The organism is Ancylobacter mangrovi, assembly GCF_024752355.1.
Lineage (GTDB): Bacteria > Pseudomonadota > Alphaproteobacteria > Rhizobiales > Xanthobacteraceae > Ancylobacter > Ancylobacter mangrovi.
This window is the reverse complement of record NZ_JANTHZ010000002.1, coordinates 820,500-837,238: the sequence shown is the minus strand read 5'-3', so window position 1 is coordinate 837,238 and position 16,739 is coordinate 820,500. Positions and strand designations below refer to the sequence as shown.

At 69.4% G+C, this 16,739-nt stretch carries 14 protein-coding genes; 8 read left to right on the top strand and 6 right to left on the bottom strand.

Annotated elements, in window-relative coordinates; genetic code table 11:
- Nucleotides 1–67 precede the first annotated feature (67 nt).
- Entirely contained in the window at nucleotides 68–874 is an 807-nt protein-coding gene (locus NVS89_RS09260; protein ID WP_258732332.1) for an undecaprenyl-diphosphate phosphatase, read from the bottom strand.
- A gap of 296 nt (nucleotides 875–1,170) precedes the next feature.
- Between NVS89_RS09260 and NVS89_RS09255 the strand changes: the two genes are divergently transcribed.
- The 6 genes from NVS89_RS09255 (at nucleotide 1,171) to ytpR (ending at nucleotide 7,018) form a co-directional block, all read left to right on the top strand.
- Nucleotides 1,171–2,073, top strand: coding sequence for an SH3 domain-containing protein (locus NVS89_RS09255; protein WP_258732331.1), 903 nt, complete (start codon nucleotides 1,171–1,173; stop codon nucleotides 2,071–2,073).
- Between the two features lie 257 nt (nucleotides 2,074–2,330).
- On the top strand, nucleotides 2,331–2,531 hold the full coding sequence (gene rpmI, locus NVS89_RS09250) for a 50S ribosomal protein L35 (protein WP_258732330.1): 201 nt from the start codon (nucleotides 2,331–2,333) through the stop codon (nucleotides 2,529–2,531).
- Between the two features lie 31 nt (nucleotides 2,532–2,562).
- Nucleotides 2,563–2,931, top strand: coding sequence for a 50S ribosomal protein L20 (gene rplT, locus NVS89_RS09245; RefSeq protein ID WP_258732328.1), 369 nt, complete (start codon nucleotides 2,563–2,565; stop codon nucleotides 2,929–2,931).
- Nucleotides 2,932–3,136: 205 nt separating this feature from the next.
- On the top strand, nucleotides 3,137–4,237 hold the full coding sequence (gene pheS / locus NVS89_RS09240) for a phenylalanine--tRNA ligase subunit alpha (protein ID WP_258732326.1): 1,101 nt from the start codon (nucleotides 3,137–3,139) through the stop codon (nucleotides 4,235–4,237).
- A 21-nt stretch (nucleotides 4,238–4,258) separates the two neighbouring features.
- On the top strand, nucleotides 4,259–4,495 hold the full coding sequence (locus tag NVS89_RS09235) for a hypothetical protein (RefSeq protein WP_258732324.1): 237 nt from the start codon (nucleotides 4,259–4,261) through the stop codon (nucleotides 4,493–4,495).
- A 3-nt stretch (nucleotides 4,496–4,498) separates the two neighbouring features.
- Nucleotides 4,499–7,018: a YtpR family tRNA-binding protein gene (gene ytpR / locus NVS89_RS09230; RefSeq protein WP_258732323.1), complete on the top strand. Its 2,520-nt coding sequence runs from the start codon at nucleotides 4,499–4,501 to the stop codon at nucleotides 7,016–7,018.
- A 58-nt stretch (nucleotides 7,019–7,076) separates the two neighbouring features.
- Here ytpR and NVS89_RS09225 read toward each other — a convergent pair whose 3' ends face one another.
- The 3 genes from NVS89_RS09225 to NVS89_RS09215 form a co-directional block, all read right to left on the bottom strand.
- Nucleotides 7,077–8,456, bottom strand: coding sequence for a flavin monoamine oxidase family protein (locus NVS89_RS09225; RefSeq protein ID WP_258732322.1), 1,380 nt, complete (start codon nucleotides 8,454–8,456; stop codon nucleotides 7,077–7,079).
- A gap of 93 nt (nucleotides 8,457–8,549) precedes the next feature.
- Complete coding sequence (gene betC, locus NVS89_RS09220; RefSeq protein WP_258732321.1) at nucleotides 8,550–10,088, bottom strand: choline-sulfatase; 1,539 nt, start codon at nucleotides 10,086–10,088, stop codon at nucleotides 8,550–8,552.
- Nucleotides 10,089–10,173: 85 nt separating this feature from the next.
- On the bottom strand, nucleotides 10,174–11,127 hold the full coding sequence (locus tag NVS89_RS09215; protein WP_258732320.1) for a choline ABC transporter substrate-binding protein: 954 nt from the start codon (nucleotides 11,125–11,127) through the stop codon (nucleotides 10,174–10,176).
- A 154-nt stretch (nucleotides 11,128–11,281) separates the two neighbouring features.
- On the opposite strand from NVS89_RS09215, the gene NVS89_RS09210 reads away from it, so the two are divergent.
- A complete protein-coding gene (locus NVS89_RS09210; RefSeq protein WP_258732319.1) occupies nucleotides 11,282–12,211 on the top strand; it encodes a LysR family transcriptional regulator in 930 nt (309 codons plus the stop codon).
- Between the two features lie 15 nt (nucleotides 12,212–12,226).
- Here the strand turns inward: NVS89_RS09210 and NVS89_RS09205 are convergent, their stop codons facing one another.
- Both NVS89_RS09205 and NVS89_RS09200 read right to left on the bottom strand, forming a co-directional pair.
- Nucleotides 12,227–13,240 carry a zinc-binding alcohol dehydrogenase family protein gene (locus tag NVS89_RS09205; protein WP_258732318.1) on the bottom strand — a complete coding sequence of 338 codons (1,014 nt, stop codon included), beginning with the start codon at nucleotides 13,238–13,240 and terminating at the stop codon, nucleotides 12,227–12,229.
- A gap of 311 nt (nucleotides 13,241–13,551) precedes the next feature.
- Nucleotides 13,552–14,589 (bottom strand): helix-turn-helix domain-containing protein, encoded by a 1,038-nt coding sequence (locus NVS89_RS09200; protein WP_258732317.1) that lies wholly within the window; start codon nucleotides 14,587–14,589, stop codon nucleotides 13,552–13,554.
- A gap of 384 nt (nucleotides 14,590–14,973) precedes the next feature.
- Here NVS89_RS09200 and NVS89_RS09195 point away from each other — a divergent pair, with 384 nt between their 5' ends.
- Nucleotides 14,974–16,587 (top strand): arylsulfatase, encoded by a 1,614-nt coding sequence (locus NVS89_RS09195; protein WP_258732388.1) that lies wholly within the window; start codon nucleotides 14,974–14,976, stop codon nucleotides 16,585–16,587.
- The last annotated feature ends 152 nt before the right edge of the window (nucleotides 16,588–16,739 follow it).

Sequence of the window (16,739 nt, the reverse complement as noted above, 5' to 3'; positions counted from 1 at the left end):
GCCGCCGGACGCAGATCGCGCCGGCGGCCTTTTTGCGTGCCAACGGTCTCGCGTGGCGAGCCGCCGGTCAGCCGACCAGCGCCAGCGCCACCAGCCCGACGCCGCCCACCGCGATGCGCCACCAGCCGAACGGGGTGTAGCCGTGCTTGGAGACGAAGGCGAGCAGGCTGCGCACCACCGCCACCGCCGCGACGAAGGCGGCGATGAAGCCGACCATGATGATGATGCCGTCATCCATGCTGAGCGCGTCGCGGTTCTTGTAGAGGTCGTAGGCGAAGGCGCCGGTCATGGTCGGCAGGGCGAGAAAGAAGGAGAACTCCGCCGCCGCCTGCTTGCTGGCGCCGAGCAGCAGCCCGCCGACGATGGTCGAGCCGGAGCGCGAGGTGCCGGGGATCATGGCGAGGCACTGGATGAAGCCGATCTTCAGCGCCAGCATGGGCGGGAACGCCATGGCGTCGGTGTGGATCGGCCGGATCTTCAGCGTGTCGACCCAGATCAGCACGATGCCGCCGAGGATCAGCGTCACGCAGATCAGTGCCGGCGTCTCGAACAGCACGCGCTTGATGAAGTCGTGCGCCAGCGCCCCGATCACCGCCGCCGGCAGGAAGGCGACGATGATGCCGAACACGAAGCGGCGCGAGCGCGCGCTGGTCGGCAGCGTGATCAGCACATGCCAGAAGCGCTGGAAATAGACGGTGACGATGGCGAGGATGGCGCCGAGCTGGATCAGCACCTCGAACACCTTGCCCTGGCTCTCGAAGCCGAGGAAGTGACCGGCCAGCAGGATGTGGCCGGTGGAGGAGACCGGCAGGAACTCGGTGAAGCCTTCCAGCAGGCCGAGGAGGAAGGCTTCGAACAGCGTGCCGAACGACATGGGATCGGGTCCGTCAATGGCGGGAGCGAAAGGGCGGCGAGGGATCGGCCTGGAGCCGGAATCATGGAGCCGGAATCAGGGACCCGGAGCGCGGATCGCGCGCATCCTGTCTGCTTCGCGACGCACAATCAACGTGACGCGGCGCCGGCGCGGAACCCCGCGCACAGCCGCCGCAACGTCAGTTTTCCCCACCTGTCGCGGACCCGACGTTCCGTCATCATGAAACTGCCCAACAAGATGGGTCCATTTGGCGCCGGTCGGCGTTGTGATTCTGACAACGTTGGGAGAACGGTTGAATGAAAAGAGTTTTGGCGAGCGCGGCCTTCGTGCTGTTGCTCGGCGGCGCCGCGGCGGCACAGCAGCCCGGCTTCGTAACGACGGATGTCAATCTGAGGGCGGGCCCAAGCACTTCCTATCCGGTCGTCGTGGTGCTGGAGGCCGGAACCGGCCTCGGCATCCATGGCTGCCTCGACGACTACAGCTGGTGCGACGTCGACTGGCGGGGCAATCGCGGCTGGGTCGCCGCGCAGTACCTCGAATCCGACTATCGCGGCCGGCGGGTCGAGATCGACGACTACGCGCCGCGGATCGGCGTGCCGATCATCGCCTTCAACTTCGGCAACTACTGGGATCGCTACTATCGCGGCCGGCCGTGGTACGCCGAGCATGACCGCTGGGGCGGGCCTCCGCCTCACCGCCGCCCGCCGCCGCCTGGCCCGGGACCTGGTCCCGGCTGGGGTGGCCCGCCGCCTCCCGGCCATGGCCCGGGCTGGGGTGGACCGCCGCCTCCGGGCTCCGGGCCGGGCTGGGGTGGCCCGCCGCCGCAGCACGGCTATGGCCGCGGCTGGGACGGACCCCCGCAGGGTGCGGGCGGACCGCCGCCGGACGCCTACCCGCCGCGTGGCGGCCGTCACCCGCAGGGCGGCCCTCCCCCTCAGGGTGGACGTCCGCCTCAGGGTGGCCCGCCGCAGGGTGGGCCTCCGCAGGGCGGTCCTCCGCCGCAGGGCCAGCCTCATCAGGGCCGGCCGCCCCAGGGTGGTCCCCCGCCGCAGGCACAGCCCCCGCAGGGCCGTCCGCCGCAGGGTGGTCCTCCGCCCCAGGCGCAACCGCCTCAGGGAAGGCCGCAGCAGGGCGCACCGCGCAAGGATCAGGACCCCTGCGCCAGCGGGGCCAACCTGCCCTGGTGCAAGAAGAGCTGAGGCAGGCCGAGCCGCAGCAGCGGCGGCCGGCCTGAGACCCATCCCGTCCGCCGTCGAGGCGGACGGCCGGCGGCCCGGGGAGCCCTCTCCGGGCCGCTTTTGCGTGTGGCGCTTGAAATAGGCCCGCCGCTCCTGTATGGGGTGCGGCCTTCCCGAACCGCCCGGCTAAAAGGGCTGCCGTGGCGGTTCGAATGCTCACACTAGATTGGGCCGGACACTCTCGCGAGAGGGCGCTGCCGGCCGTGGAGACGAGCCAAATGCCCAAGATGAAGACCAAGTCCGGAGCGAAGAAGCGCTTCAAGCTCTCCGGCACCGGCAAGGTGATCATGGCCCAGGCGAACAAGCGCCATGGCATGATCAAGCGCACCAACAAGCAGATCCGCGACCAGCGCGGCACCACGATCATGTCCGAGCGTGATGCCTACAATGTTCGCAAGTTCTATCTGCCCAACGACTGACGCCCCTTAGCCAGTACCAGGAGAGACCCCCATGGCACGTGTCAAGCGCGGCGTCACTTCGCACGCCAAGCACAAGAAAGTGCTGAAGGCTGCGAAGGGCTATTTCGGCCGCCGCAAGAATACCATCCGCGTCGCGAAGCAGGCCGTCGAGAAGGCGCAGCAATACGCCTATCGCGACCGTAAGGCGAAGAAGCGCAACTTCCGCGCCCTGTGGATCCAGCGCATCAACGCCGCCACCCGCGAGCTCGGCTTCACCTATGGCCGATTTATCGACGGTCTCGGCAAGGCCGGGATCGAGGTCGACCGCAAGGTGCTCTCGGATATCGCCGTCCACGAGCCCGAGGCCTTCAAGGCCCTGGTCGAGCAGGCGAAGGCCGCGCTGGACAAGCAGGCCGCCTGATCTTCCCGTAATGCCGGGACCGAACAAGGAAAGCCCCGCGCGCCAGCGCCCGGGGCTTTTCGCGTTGGCGGCGTAGCAGGAGCGGCTTTGCCGCGTCATGTCTCCCCGCTATAAGCGCCGCACCCGAACCGCCGCAGCGCCGGAGCGAGCTGTGCCCGCGTTCGGCCCGTACCGCCCGAGCCCGCCGTTCCGCCGAGGAGCCGTCATGTCCGTCGCCGCCCTTCCCGATCTCGACGCGCTGGAGCGCGACCTCACCGCCGGCATCGCCGCGGCCGGCGACGAGCCGGGGCTGGAGGCGGTCCGCGTCGCCGCGCTCGGCAAGAAGGGCTCGGTCTCGGAGCTGCTGAAGAGCCTCGGCGGCATGAGCCCCGAGGAGCGCAAGACCGCAGGCCCGGCCATCAACGGCCTGCGCGACCGCCTCAACGAGGCCATCGCCGCCCGGCGCACCGAGCTGAAGGCCGCCGCGCTGGCGAAGCGCCTCGAGACCGAGCGCGTCGATGTCACCCTTCCCGTGCGTGAGGCGCCCGCCGAGCTCGGCCGCGTGCACCCGATCAGCCAGGTCATCGACGAGCTGACCGCGATCTTCGCCGATATGGGCTTCGCGGTCGCCGAAGGGCCTGACATCGAGGACGACTTCCACAATTTCACCGCGCTGAACTTCCCCGAGGGGCACCCCGCGCGCGAGATGCACGACACCTTCTACCTGCCCACCAAGGAGGACGGCTCGCGCCTGGTTCTGCGCACCCACACCTCCCCGGTGCAGGTGCGCACCATGCTCACGCAGAAGCCGCCGATCCGCGTCATCTGCCCCGGCCGCACCTATCGCTCCGACAGCGACCAGACCCACACACCGATGTTCCATCAGGTCGAGGGGCTGGTGATCGACAAGGGCTCCAATCTCGGCCACCTCAAATGGATCCTCGAGGAGTTCTGCAAGGCGTTCTTCGAGGTGGACGGGGTGAAGATGCGCTTCCGCCCCTCCTTCTTCCCCTTCACCGAACCGTCGATGGAGGTCGACATCCAGTGCGACCGCTCGCGCCCGGGCGAGATCCGCTTCGGCGAGGGCAGCGACTGGCTGGAGATCCTCGGCTGCGGCATGGTGCACCCGAACGTGCTGAGGAATTGCGGCCTCGACCCGGACGAGTATCAGGGCTTCGCCTGGGGCATGGGGATCGACCGCATCGCCATGCTGAAATACGGCATGCCGGACCTGCGCGCCTTCTTCGAGGCCGATGTGCGCTGGCTCTCCCATTACGGCTTCCGCCCGCTCGACTTCCCGACGCTGGCCGGCGGGCTGTCGAACTGAGTCCCTGGGCTGGAGGCGGAAATGGCTTGGATAAAATCCATTGCGCGTGCAGATGCCAAGGGAAAGCTTCAACCGACAGAGGTCGTGGCGGTCGTGAAGGTCTTTGACACAGCGAATGCGACCTCCATTGTTCAGATCGACACGCACGGCTCGGATGACCGCGAGAATCCGGGAAAGCAAAGCCAAACAATTCAGTTTGGCGAGGAAGCAGCAAAACAGCTTTTTGAGATCTTCAGAGAGACCTACGGGTTCAAATAAGCCATGAAATTCACCCTCTCCTGGCTCAAGGAGCACCTCGACACCACCGCCTCGCTGGACGACATCCTCGATGCGCTGAACCGCATCGGGCTGGAGGTCGAGGGCGTCGAGGACAAGGCGGCCAAGCTCAAGGGCTTCTCCATCGCCTATGTCATCTCCGCCGAGAAGCACCCCAACGCCGACAAGCTGCGCGTGTGCATGGTCGACACCGGCGCGGGCGAGCCCGTCCAGGTGGTATGCGGCGCGCCGAACGCGCGCACCGGCATGAAGAGCGTGTTCTCCCCGCCCGGCACCTACATTCCCGGCAAGGACATCACGCTCGGCGTGGGCTCGATCCGCGGCGTCGAGAGCCGGGGCATGCTGTGCTCGGCGGCCGAGCTCGAGCTCTCCGAGGATCATGACGGCATCATCGACCTGCCCGAGGATGCCCCCGTCGGCGTTCCCTATGTCGACTGGATGGGCCTCGACGATCCGGTGATCGAGATCGCGGTGACGCCGAATCGCGCCGACGCGCTCGGCGTGCACGGCGTCGCCCGCGACCTCGCCGCCGCCGGCCTCGGCCGGCTGGTGGAGGACGCGATCGCGCCGGTGGCCGGCGCCTTCCCCTGCCCGGTCAAGGTGACGATCGCCGACGGTGCGCCCTGCCCCGCCTTCGCGCTGCGCCTGATCCGCGGCGTGAAGAACGGCCCCTCGCCCGAATGGCTGCAGAACAAGCTGCGCGCCATCGGCCTTCGCCCGATCAACGCGCTGGTCGACGTCACCAACCTGCTGACCTTCGACCAGAACCGCCCGCTCCACGTGTTCGACGCCGGCAAGGTCCAGGGCAATCTGGTCGTGCGCAGGGCGAAGAGCTCTGTTCGATACGATGAGTTTTTTACAGACGATCCGAACGAATGGATCGACCTAGGCCATCCCGTAAAGATTGATCCCGAGAATCCCAACCATTATTGGGTGGGCTTCCCTGATGCTGAGACGCTGCTGGCGCTCGACGGCAAGACCTACGCGCTCGACGAGACCATGTGCGTGATCGCCGACGCCCGTGCCGTGGAATCGCTCGCCGGCGTGATGGGCGGCGAGGAATCGGGCTGCGACGAGGGGACGACCGACGTGCTGGTCGAATCCGCGCTGTGGGAGCCGATCAACATCGCCTCCACCGGCCGCAAGCTGGGGCTGAACTCGGATGCGCGCTTCCGCTTCGAGCGCGGCATCGACCCCGCCTTCACCGTTCCCGGCCTGGAGCTGGCGACGAAGCTGATCCTCGACCTGTGCGGCGGCGAAGCCTCCGAGATCGAGCTCGCCGGCGCGATCCCCGACACCGCCCGCACCATCGCCTTCCCGCTGTTGCTCACCGACCGGCTCGCCGGCCTCGCGGCGGAGGACGACGAACAGATCGACGTCCTCACGCGGCTCGGCTTCAAGGTCTCCGGCAGCTCGGGCACGGTCGACGTCACCCCGCCGTCCTGGCGCGGCGACATCGAGGGCAAGGCGGATCTCGTGGAGGAGGTGGTGCGCATCCTCGGCCTCGACCGCGTGCCCTCGCTGCCCTTCGAGCGCGACGAGAACGCCCTGAAGCCGGTTCTCACCACGCTGCAGCTTCGCACCCGCAAGGCCAAGCGCGCGCTCGCCACGCGCGGCCTCGTCGAGGCCGTCACCTGGTCCTTCGTGCCGAAGCTCCAGGCCGAGCTGTTCGGCGGCGGCGCGCCCGAGCTCGCGCTCGCCAACCCCATCGCCTCCGACCTGTCGGACATGCGCCCGAGCCTGCTGCCCGGCCTCGTGCGCTCAAGCCAGGCCAATGCGGACCGCGGGCTCGGCGACAGCGCGCTGTTCGAGGTCGGACAGGTGTTCAAGGGCGACCGCCCTCAGGACCAGTTCACCGCCGCCACCGGGCTGCGCCGTGCGCTGGCGAAGCCGGTGGGCGCCGGGCGCCACTGGTCGGCCAAGGCCCAGCCGGTCGACGCCTTCGACGCCAAGGCGGACGCGCTCGCCGTGCTCGCGGCCTGCGGCGCGCCGGTGGCGAACCTCCAGATCTCGGCCGACGCGCCGGACTGGTTCCATCCCGGCCGCTCCGGCACCTTCCGCCTCGGCGCCAACGTCATCGGCCATTTCGGCGAGCTGCACCCCTCGGTGCTGGAAGCGATGGATGTCGAAGGGCCGCTGGTGGGCTTCGAGGTGCTGCTCGACTGCATTCCGACCCCGAAGGCCAAGCCCACGCGGGTGAAGCCGCTGCTGGAGCTCGCCGCCTTCCAGCCGGTGGAGCGCGATTTCGCCTTCCTGGTGCCGCGCTCGGTCGCGGCCGGCGACATGGTGAAGGCCGCCGCCGGCGTCGATCGCAAGCTGATCACGGCGGTGAACGTGTTCGACCTCTATGAGGGCCCGGGCATCGAGGCCGATTCCAAGTCAGTCGCGCTCTCGGTCACGCTGCAGCCGCGCGAGAAGACCATGACCGATGCCGAGATCGAGGCGGTCGCCGCGAAGATCGTCGCCGAGGTGACGAAGAAGACCGGCGCCACCCTGCGCGGCTGAGCCGCCGGGCCGGAAGCTCAGCCCGCACGCCGGAGGGCGGGCGCCCCGCGCGTCCGCCTCAGGACGGCCCGTCGCCGAGCAGCGCCAGCGCCTTGGCGGCGGCCACCTCGCCCGACTCCCACGCTCCCGCCAGCGAACCCCAGGAATCGGTGGAGGTGTACTCGCCGGCGAGGAAGATGCGCGTCTGCACCGGGTCCTCGAACAGCCGGCGCTGGGCGCCCTTGCCCGGCCGCGCGGCGGCCATGGCGCCGCGGATCAGCGGATCGGCGGTCCAGGCCGAGCAGGCGACCTCGGTGACGGTCTCCGGCGCCAGAGCGAACGCCTCGCCGAGGAAGGCGCGGGCGAGCCGCAGTCCCGCCTCCTTGCCCTTCGCCGCGATCTCGCGCGCCGGCCCGTCGCCGAAGGTGAGGATGTGCAAATCGGTGCCGTTCACCCGGCCGCGCAGCAGCGCCGGCACCTTGCCCGCGCGCGGCAGGATGCGCTCGTCCGCCTCGAGCCGCAGCGGATTTCCCGGCAGCAGGAACGCGACCTGCTCGAGCGCGCCCGCCGGGCAGTCGTCGAACGCCTGCGCGAGCCGCCTGGGCAGCGCGGGATTGAACTTGATGGCGCCCGCCGCGATCACCGGCGCCGGCACGGCGAGGATGATCGCCCGCGCGCGGATCAGCCCGCGCTGGCCCTCGACCCGCAGCGCATGGACCCGCCCGCCATGGGTGATCTGCGTCACCGGCGCGTCGGTCTGCAGGTTCAGCCATGCGCCGAGCGTCTGCAGCATGGCGCCGACGCCGACCGGGCTGGTGGCGTTCCCCGCCGGCGGCGTGCGCAGGGCGAGATCGAGCGTCGACAGCGTATTGAGCCCGCGCCCGCAGCCGAGCGGGCCGAGCATGTCGGCGGCGGTCGCCTCCCACGGGCCCGACCTCGAGCCGGGTTCGGGCTTGGGCATCACCGTGGCGACGGCGACGTCCTTTCCGGCATCGGCGGCCGCGCGGATGTCGCGCCGCGCCTGCCCGAGCGCGGCGAGGAAGTGGTCGTAGTCGCTCTCCTTCGCCTCGCGCCCCTCCACATAGAGCCGCGGCCCGTTGGACAGGTCGGTCACGGCGACGCCCGCAGCGTCGGCCGCCGCGAGCAGCGGATGGAAATCGCGCGGCAGCAGGCCGCAGCCGAGATCGACCTCCATGCCCAGCGCCTCGACCGTGCGCGCGCGCCCGCCGAGCCGTGGCCCGGCCTCCAGCAGCACATAGCTGTGCCCGGAGCCGGCGATCCGGCGCGCGGCCGCGATTCCCGCCGCGCCGCCGCCGACGATGGCCACATCCACATCGGTCGCCCCCGACTGCGCGAGGGCGGGGCCGGCAAGAAGCGCGGCGGAGGCGCCGGCCAGGAAGCGGCGACGGCTCAGGGGTCCGGGGAGGGCGCGCGCGGCGCGGATGGCTCGTTCACTCATGCCGCCACGCTAGAGAATTTTCCCGCCCGGTGGAATCACCCGCGCGGGCGGAAACGACGCCATTCGTCGGAGCGTGACGCGCCGGGGCCGGCGCTACTCCCCGCGCGGGAAGCGCTGCGCGTCCTCGAGGATGTTGAGGTCCATATGGTTGCGCATGTAGCGCTCGGAGGCGCGCTGCAGCGGCTGGAAATCCCACGGGTAATAGGCGCCATTGCGCAGCGCCTCATAGACCACGTGCCGGCGCGCCTGGCTGGCGCGCACCTCGGCGTCGAAGCGGGCGAGATCCCAGCGCTGGCGCATGCGCGCGGCGAGATCGGCCAGCACGCCGGCGCAGGCGGGGTCATCAGCGCGGTTGACCCGCTCATGGGGGTCGTCCGCGAGATGGGTGAGGATCGGCGGGTCGAGATCGCACAGCACCAGCTTCCACGGCCCGTCGCGCAGCGCCACCAGCGGCGCGTAGGAGCCTTCCGCCGCATATTCCATCGGCACCGGCCCGCGCACATCCGTGCCGCGCGCCACCCCGGCGAGGCTCTCGCCATCGGTCCAGGGCATCACGCCCGACAGGTCGATGCCCGCGAGCTCGGCGAGGGTCGGCAGCACGTCGAGCGTCGAGGCCGGCGCGTCGATCCGCCCGGCAGGCAGACCCGGAGCGGCGATCATCAACGGCACGCGGGCCGAGCCCTCGAAGAAGCTCATCTTGAACCACATGCCGCGCTCGCCGAGCATGTCGCCATGGTCGGAGACGAAGGCGACGATCGTGTTCTCGCCCATCCCGCAGCGCTCGAGGATGTCGAGCAGGTCGCCGATCTTCTCGTCGATATAGGAGATGTTGGCGAAATAGGCCCGGCGCGAGCGGCGCACGTCCTCCCCCGTCACATGGCTCGCCGCATGGTCGCTCGCCAGCATCAGCCGCTGCGAGTGCGGGTCCTGCTCCTCGAACGGAATCGGCGCCACCACCGGATCGAGCGCCGGGCAGTCCTCATAGAGGTCCCAGAAGCGGCGGCGCGCCACATAGGGATCGTGCGGGTGGGTGAAGCTCACCGTCAGGCACCAGGGGCGCTCGTCATGGCCGCGCGCGAGGTCGTAGAGCTTGCGGCCGGCGTGGTAGGCGACCTCGTCGTCATATTCGAGCTGGTTGGTGATCTCCGCCACGCCCGCGCCGGTGACCGAGCCGAGATTATGGTACCACCAGTCGATCCGTTCGCCGGGCTTGGTGTAGTCCGGGGTCCAGCCGAAATCGGCCGGGTAGATGTCGGTGGTCAGCCGCTCCTCGAAGCCGTGGAGCTGGTCCGGCCCGACGAAGTGCATCTTGCCCGACAGCGCGGTGTGGTAGCCCGCGCGGCGCAGGTGGTGGGCATAGGTGGGCACGTCCGAGGTGAACTCGGCCGCATTGTCGTAGACGCGGGTCCGGCTCGGCAACTGGCCGGACATGAAGGAGGCCCGCGCCGGGGCGCAGAGCGGGCTCGCCGTATAGGTGTTGGCGAAGCGCGCCGAGCGCGCGGCCAGCGCCTTGAGATGCGGCGCGTGGAGCAAGCCGGCCGGCCCGTCGGGGAACAGCGTCCCGTTGAGCTGGTCCACCATCAGGATGAGGATGTTCGGACGGCACGTCGCAACGTCGATCGGGGCTGTCATGGCACGCAACGTCATGTGACGGACGGGGGAAGCCGGCCGGAGCCGGCGCCCCGTCGATCGCGAGGCGCCGGCGCTCGGCGTCGGCTCAGAGGCCGAGCGAGGCCTTGACGGCCGGCAGGCCGGGCTTGCCGTCGAAGGTGGTGACGCCCTCGAGCCACGGGCCGAGCACGTCGGGATGCGCCTTCAGCCAGGTCTTAGCGGCGGCCGCCGGCTCCTTGCCGTCGTCGAGGATGAGACCCATCATCGCGTTCTCCATCGGCAGGTCGAAGGTAAGCTGCTTGAACAGCTTCGCCGCGTTCGGGCATTCGCCGGCCCAGCCGGTGCGCGCGAGCGTGCGCACGTCTGCGCCGCCGAAATTCGGGCCGAAATAGGCGTCGCCGCCGGAGAGATAGGTCAGGTCGAAATTCGCGTTCATCGGGTGCGGCGCCCAGGCGAGGAAGACGATCCAGTCCTTGCCGTTGGTGGCGCGCTTGACCTGGGCCAGCATCGCCTGCTCGCCCGATTCGACCACCTTCCAGCCCTTCAGGCCGAAATCGTCGGCGTCGATCATCTTCTGGATGTTCTGGTTCGCCGGCGCGCCCGGCTCGATGCCGTAGATCGCGCTGCCGAACTTGTCGGCGTGGGCGGCGAGATCCTTGAAGTCCTTCACGCCCGCTTCCGCCACATAGCTCGGCACGGCGAGGGTGAACTTGGCGCCCTTGAGGTTGGTGGCGAGCACGTCCGCCGCCTTGGCCTTGTCCAGCGCGTCGATGAACTTCTGCTGCGCCGGCATCCAGTTGCCGAGGAAGACGTCGATATTGCCGTTCTTCATCGATTCGTAGCCGATCGGCACCGAGAGCGTCTTCACGTCCTGCTCATAGCCGAGCCCGCCGAGCAGCGCGCCGGCGATGGCGTTGGTGGAGGTGATGTCGGTCCAGCCGGGGTCCGACATGCGCACGGTCTTGCAGGAGGGCGCGTCCGCCCGCGCGGGGGCGGCGAGCAGGACGGGGCAAAGCACGGCGAGGGAGAGGGCGGCGGCCGCCAGAAGGGAGCGATTCATCGTGGGACCTCTGGAAGGGTGGAGAGGCTTGTCGCGGCCAAGGGTCCGGCGCTTGTGCGGCCATTTCGTTCCCCTTGATCTTGCCTTCATCAGACATCTAGATGTCAAATGCTGTGAAGTCGCCAATTTTGGATGTCCGGCATAGAGCGTCTTTATGTCTGAGCGCCCTCTCGAGCTCGCCTGGCTGCGCATCTTCGAGGCCGTCGGCCGGCTCGGCGGCCTGACCCGGGCCGCGCAGGAGCTCGGCCTGTCGCAGCCCGCGGTCAGCTACACGGTGCGCATGCTGGAGGAGCAGCTCGGCACGCCGCTGCTGATGCGCGGCCATCGCGGCAGCACGCTCACCCCCGCCGGCGAGACGCTGCACCGCGCCGCGGCCGGGGCGGTGGCCGAGCTCGACGGCGCCGCCCGCGCCATCCGCCGCATGAGCCGGCGCCCGGTGGTCCGCCTGTTCACGGACTATGGCTTCGCCTCGTTCTGGATGATGCCGCGCGTCGCCGCCTTCCGGCTGGTGCGCCCCGACACCGAGGTCCACGTCATCGCCTCGGCCGCCGCCGAGCCGAGCGGCGACGATGCCGAGGACGTCGCGGTGCTGTTCGGCACGCGCTCGGACTTTCCCGCCAACGCGGTCCAGCTGCTCGAGGAGAAGGTGGTGCCGGTGTGCGGGCCGCGCTTCGCCGCGCGGCACGGCCTCGCCGAGCAGCCCATGCGGATCGGCGCGGTGCCGCTGCTGCATCTGGAGAGCACGCCGCGCCCGCGCTGGTTCGGCTGGGGCGACTGGTTCGCCGCCACCGGCTTCGCGCGCGGGCCGAGCGCCAGCGACCTCAGCCTCAACACCTATGGGCTCGTGGTACAGGCGGCGATCGCCGACCAGGGCGTCGCGCTCGGCTGGTCGGGGCTGATCGACGGCGCGCTGGCAGACGGCACGCTGGTCGCCATCGGCCCGCCGCTGCTGCGGGCCGACCATGGCTACTGGCTGCGCCCCGGGCCCGACCCGTCGCCCGCCGCGCGCGACCTGATCGACTGGATCGAGCGCGAGGTGAAGGCCGATGCCGGCCCCACCCGATTTGGTAAGCCGGCAAAGTGACGTACTCCCGGGCGCTCAGAACCCGCTGAGCACGGCCTTGCCGATGCTGCGCCCGCTCTCCAGCAGCCTGTGCGCCTCGCGCAGGCCGTCGACGCTGATCGGGCCGATCTCGTGCTTGAACGTGGTGCGCAGCAGGCCCTCGTCGACCAGCGCGGCCACCTCGTTGAGCAGGCGGTGCTGGCGGATCAGGTCCGGCGTCTGGAACAGCGGTCGGGTGAACATCAGCTCCCAGTGCAGGGCGAGGCTCTTGCGCTTGAAGGGCACCACGTCGAGCACCTTGGGATCGTCGATCAGCGCCAGCGCACCCTGCGGCGCCAGCGCGTTGACGATCGCCGGCAGGTGGTGCTCGGTCGCGGTCAGGCCGGCGACATACTGCACCTCGGGAATGCCGATCGCCTTCAGCCCCTCGTCGAGCGGCTGGCGGTGGTCGATGACGTGATGCGCGCCCATCTCCTTCACCCAGTCGATCGTCTCCGGCCGCGAGGCGGTGGCGATGACGGTGAGGCCGGTGAGCCGGCGGGCGATCTGGGTGAGGATGGAGCCGACCCCGCCCGCGCCGTTGACGATGAGGATCGCCCCGTCCTGCGCCTTCACGCCATAGGAGACGCGCAGCCGGTCGAACAGCAGCTCCCAGGCGGTGATCGAGGTCAGCGGCAGCGCCGCCGCCTGGGCGCTGGTCAGCGTCGCGGGCTTGCGCCCGACGATGCGCTCGTCCACCGCATGGAACTCGGCATTGGTGCCCTGCCGGTCGATGCTGCCGGCATAGAACACCGCGTCGCCCGGCTTGAACAGCTGCGCCTCGGCACCGACCGCCTCGACCACGCCGACCGCGTCGAAGCCCAGGATGCGCGGCTCCCCGGCGGGCGGAACGGCACTGGCGCGCACCTTCACGTCGACCGGGTTGACCGAGACCGCCTCGATGCGGACCAGCAGATCGCGCGGGCGCAGCTCCGGCATGGGCATCTCGATCTCGACCAGCGCGCGCTCGTCGTCGATCGGCAGGGGTTCGTAGAAGCCGATGGCCTTCATCGCTCAGTCCTTCGCAAGGTTTATGGGCAGCGGCCCGCGAGGCGGCGCGGCTGCGGGTCTGGTGCAGGATGGCGGGCAAGATGGCGGGCGCGGTTCGAGAAGGGAAACGCATAGTCCGAATGCCATCAAGTCGGCATCCTGATCGATCCTCGCCCGGCGGCAACGGGGGCGGCTCTCCCTGAGGATCGAGGGGCAGCAGGCGCGGCACGATCGGCGCCCGTACCGCCCCGTCGCCGACCCCGGCACGGGCGAGGATGAAGGCGGCGGAATGACGGGCGGGCCGGCCACCCTCGCCGGATAGGGACAGGTGCTCAGATCAGCGGATCGAAGCACCGCATGCGCCGGAAGGCGCTAGGCGTGCAGCCGAGCCAGCGGGTGAAGGCGCGGGTGAAGTTGCCGTGGTCCTCGTAGCCGAGCGCCAGCGCGATCTCGAGCACGGAGAGCTGGGTCTCGGTGAGCAGCCCGACCGCGCGGTCGCGCCGCACCAGGTCCAGCACCTCGCGATAGGTGTAGCCGTGCTGGCGCAGCCGGCGCTGCAGCGACTGCACGCTGATGCCGACCAGATGCGCCGCGCCCTCGATGTCGCTGGCGCCGTCGAGCAGCCGCAGCGCGATCACCGCCGACAGGGCGCGCGCGGGCTCGGGCGCGTTCCTCAGCGTCACGTCGGCCTCGACGTCCCGCAGCGTGATCGCCCGGCGCGGCGGCGGCACATGCACCGGCCGGCGCCGCGTCAGATCCTCCGGGCGCAGCACGAAGCCGACGCCCGGCCCCTCGAACCGCATCGGGATCTGGAGCCGCCGCTCGACCTTCCCCGCGTCGGGGTCGCGGGCGTAGTTCACCTCGACCCATTCCGGCCGCCAGGTCTCGCCGAGATACACCCGCACCAGATTCAGCATCGGCGGCAGCACGTGGTCGGAATGCTCGATCATGCGCAGGGGAAACCGCGGCGTGACGAAGCGCCAGACATAGCGGCCGGCTTCCGGGACCAGCTCCAGCCGGCAGCCGCTCAGATGCGCGCTGCTGGAGATCACGCTCCGCTGCAGCGCCCGGCCGAGCGTCGCGGCCTGGCTGCTGTACTGCGCCCACAGGCCGTAGCCGTCATGCGACATGTGCGCGCCGACGTCGAGGCCGAAGGTCCTCTGGCCCAGGAGGCCGGCCGAGCGCGCGAACAGCCCCATCATCGCGCCGATCGGCATCGGCGTGTCGAGCTGGTCCCTCAGCGCGATCGGAAGCCCCTCGCTCTCGAATACGCCGAGCATCGCCCGTTCGCCCGCGCGCTGCTCCAGCAGATCGGGCAGCGCGCCGAAACCCCGGGCGCGGACGAGGGTGAAGGATCGCGAATAGGCCATGGCCCCCCTGCCTGACGCGAAATGACAAGCGCCTCACATATACCAAGCTTACTCTTGCGGCACCTTAACCGCCCGGGCGATCCGGGAAATTACTGTTGCGGTGAAGTGTTGGTCCACCGTTGAAGGACCCGAGCCGGAGGTATCAGCCAGCATCTCTGGCTCTTTCACCGAAAATCGTTCGAGAAGGTCGACGGCAAGACACCGGCAGGCGATGCCGGGCCGTCCCGTCAGTTGGGGAATGCGGGGCCCGGGTACCGCCCCCCCAGCCGGACCGACGAAGCCGGGCGCCGCATCGGCGCCGCAAAGGGCGGCCCACAGGCGCCGCCGGGAAGTGAAACGCGAACCCAAATGAAGGGGGCCTCAATGAAACGACTAGTGCTGGCGATGGCGATCGCGCTCGGCGTCGGCGGCGTCGCCACGGCGCAGGAGAGCCGCAAGCCCAATATTCTCCTGATCGTCTCCGACGATACCGGCTATGGCGACCTCGGCTCCTATCTCGGCGGCGCCGAGCGTGGCATGCCGACCCCGAATCTCGACCAGCTTGCCGATGAGGGAATGCTCTTCACCTCCTTCTACGGCCAGCCGAGCTGCACGCCCGGCCGCGCGGCCATGCAGACCGGCCGCATCCCGAACCGCTCGGGAATGACCACGGTCGCCTTCCAGGGCCAGGGCGGCGGCCTGCCGCATGCGGAATGGACGCTCGCCTCGGTGCTCAAGACGGCGGGCTACAAGACCTACTTCACCGGCAAGTGGCACCTGGGCGAGGCGGACTACGCGCTGCCCAACGCACAGGGCTACGACGTGATGAAGTACGCCTTCCTCTATCATCTCAACGCCTACACCTATGCCGACCCGAAGTGGTTCCCGGACATGAGCGACGAGGACCGCGCCATGTTCCAGCGGGTCACGCGCGGCGCGCTGTCCGGCAATGCCGGCGAGGCGGCCAAGGAGGACTTCAAGGTCAATGGCGAGTATGTCGACACGCCGGAGAAGGGCGTCGTCGGCATCCCCTTCCTCGACGCCTATGTCGAGAAGGCCGCCACCGAGTTCCTGGAGGACGCCGCCAAGTCCCCGGACACCCCGTTCTTCATCAACGTCAACTTCATGAAGAACCACCAGCCCAACATGCCGCATCCCGACTTCGAGCATAAGTCGCTGTCGAAGTCGAAATACGCCGATTCCGTCGTCGAGCTCGACACCCGGATCGGCGATGTGCTGAAGAAGCTCGACGAGCTCGGCCTGAAGGACAACACCATCGTCTTCTACACGGTCGACAACGGCGCGTGGCAGGACGTCTATCCCGATGCCGGCTACACCCCGTTCCGCGGCACCAAGGGCACCGACCGCGAAGGCGGCAGCCGCGTGCCCGCCATGGTGCGCTGGCCGGGCCATGTGAAGCCCAATTCGAAGAGCTCGGCGATCGTCGGCGGCCTCGACCTGATGAAGACCTTCGCCACCGCGGCCGGCCTCAAGGAACTGCCGAAGGATGATCGCGACGGCAAGCCGATCATCTTCGACAGCTACGACATGATGCCGGTGTGGACCGGCCAGGGCGAACCCACCCGCAAGTCCTGGTTCTACTTCACCGAGAACGAGCTCACCCCGGGTGCGGCGCGCGTCGGCCACCTCAAGGCGGTGTTCAACCTGCGCGGCGACAACGGCCAGCAGACCGGCGGCCTGTCGGTCGACACCAATTCCGGCTGGAAGGGTCCGGAGAAGTACGCCGCGACCGTGCCTCAGGTCTACGACCTGATGCAGGACCCGCAGGAGCGCTACGACATCTTCATGAACAACTTCACCGAGCGCACCTGGGCCCTGGTCTCCATCAACGACGCCATCGCCAAGCTGATGAAGACCTATATCGACTATCCGCCGCGCAAGTTGCAGAGTGAGGTCTATACCGGCCCGGTCACCCTCTCGCGCTACCAGATGTTCCAGAACGTGCGCGAGCAGCTCAAGGAGCAGGGCTTCTCGATCGGCCTGCCGACCGGCAACTGATCCCCGCCGGACGGACGCATCATCGAGCCGGGCTTTCGAGTCCGGCTCGTCTTCCGTCCCGCTCCTGCCCGTGCGCATACGGGGAAGGGGCGGCAACGATCCGCAAACCGATCATGCGGGCCGGTCGCTGGGCCGATCGTCCGAAGAGGCCC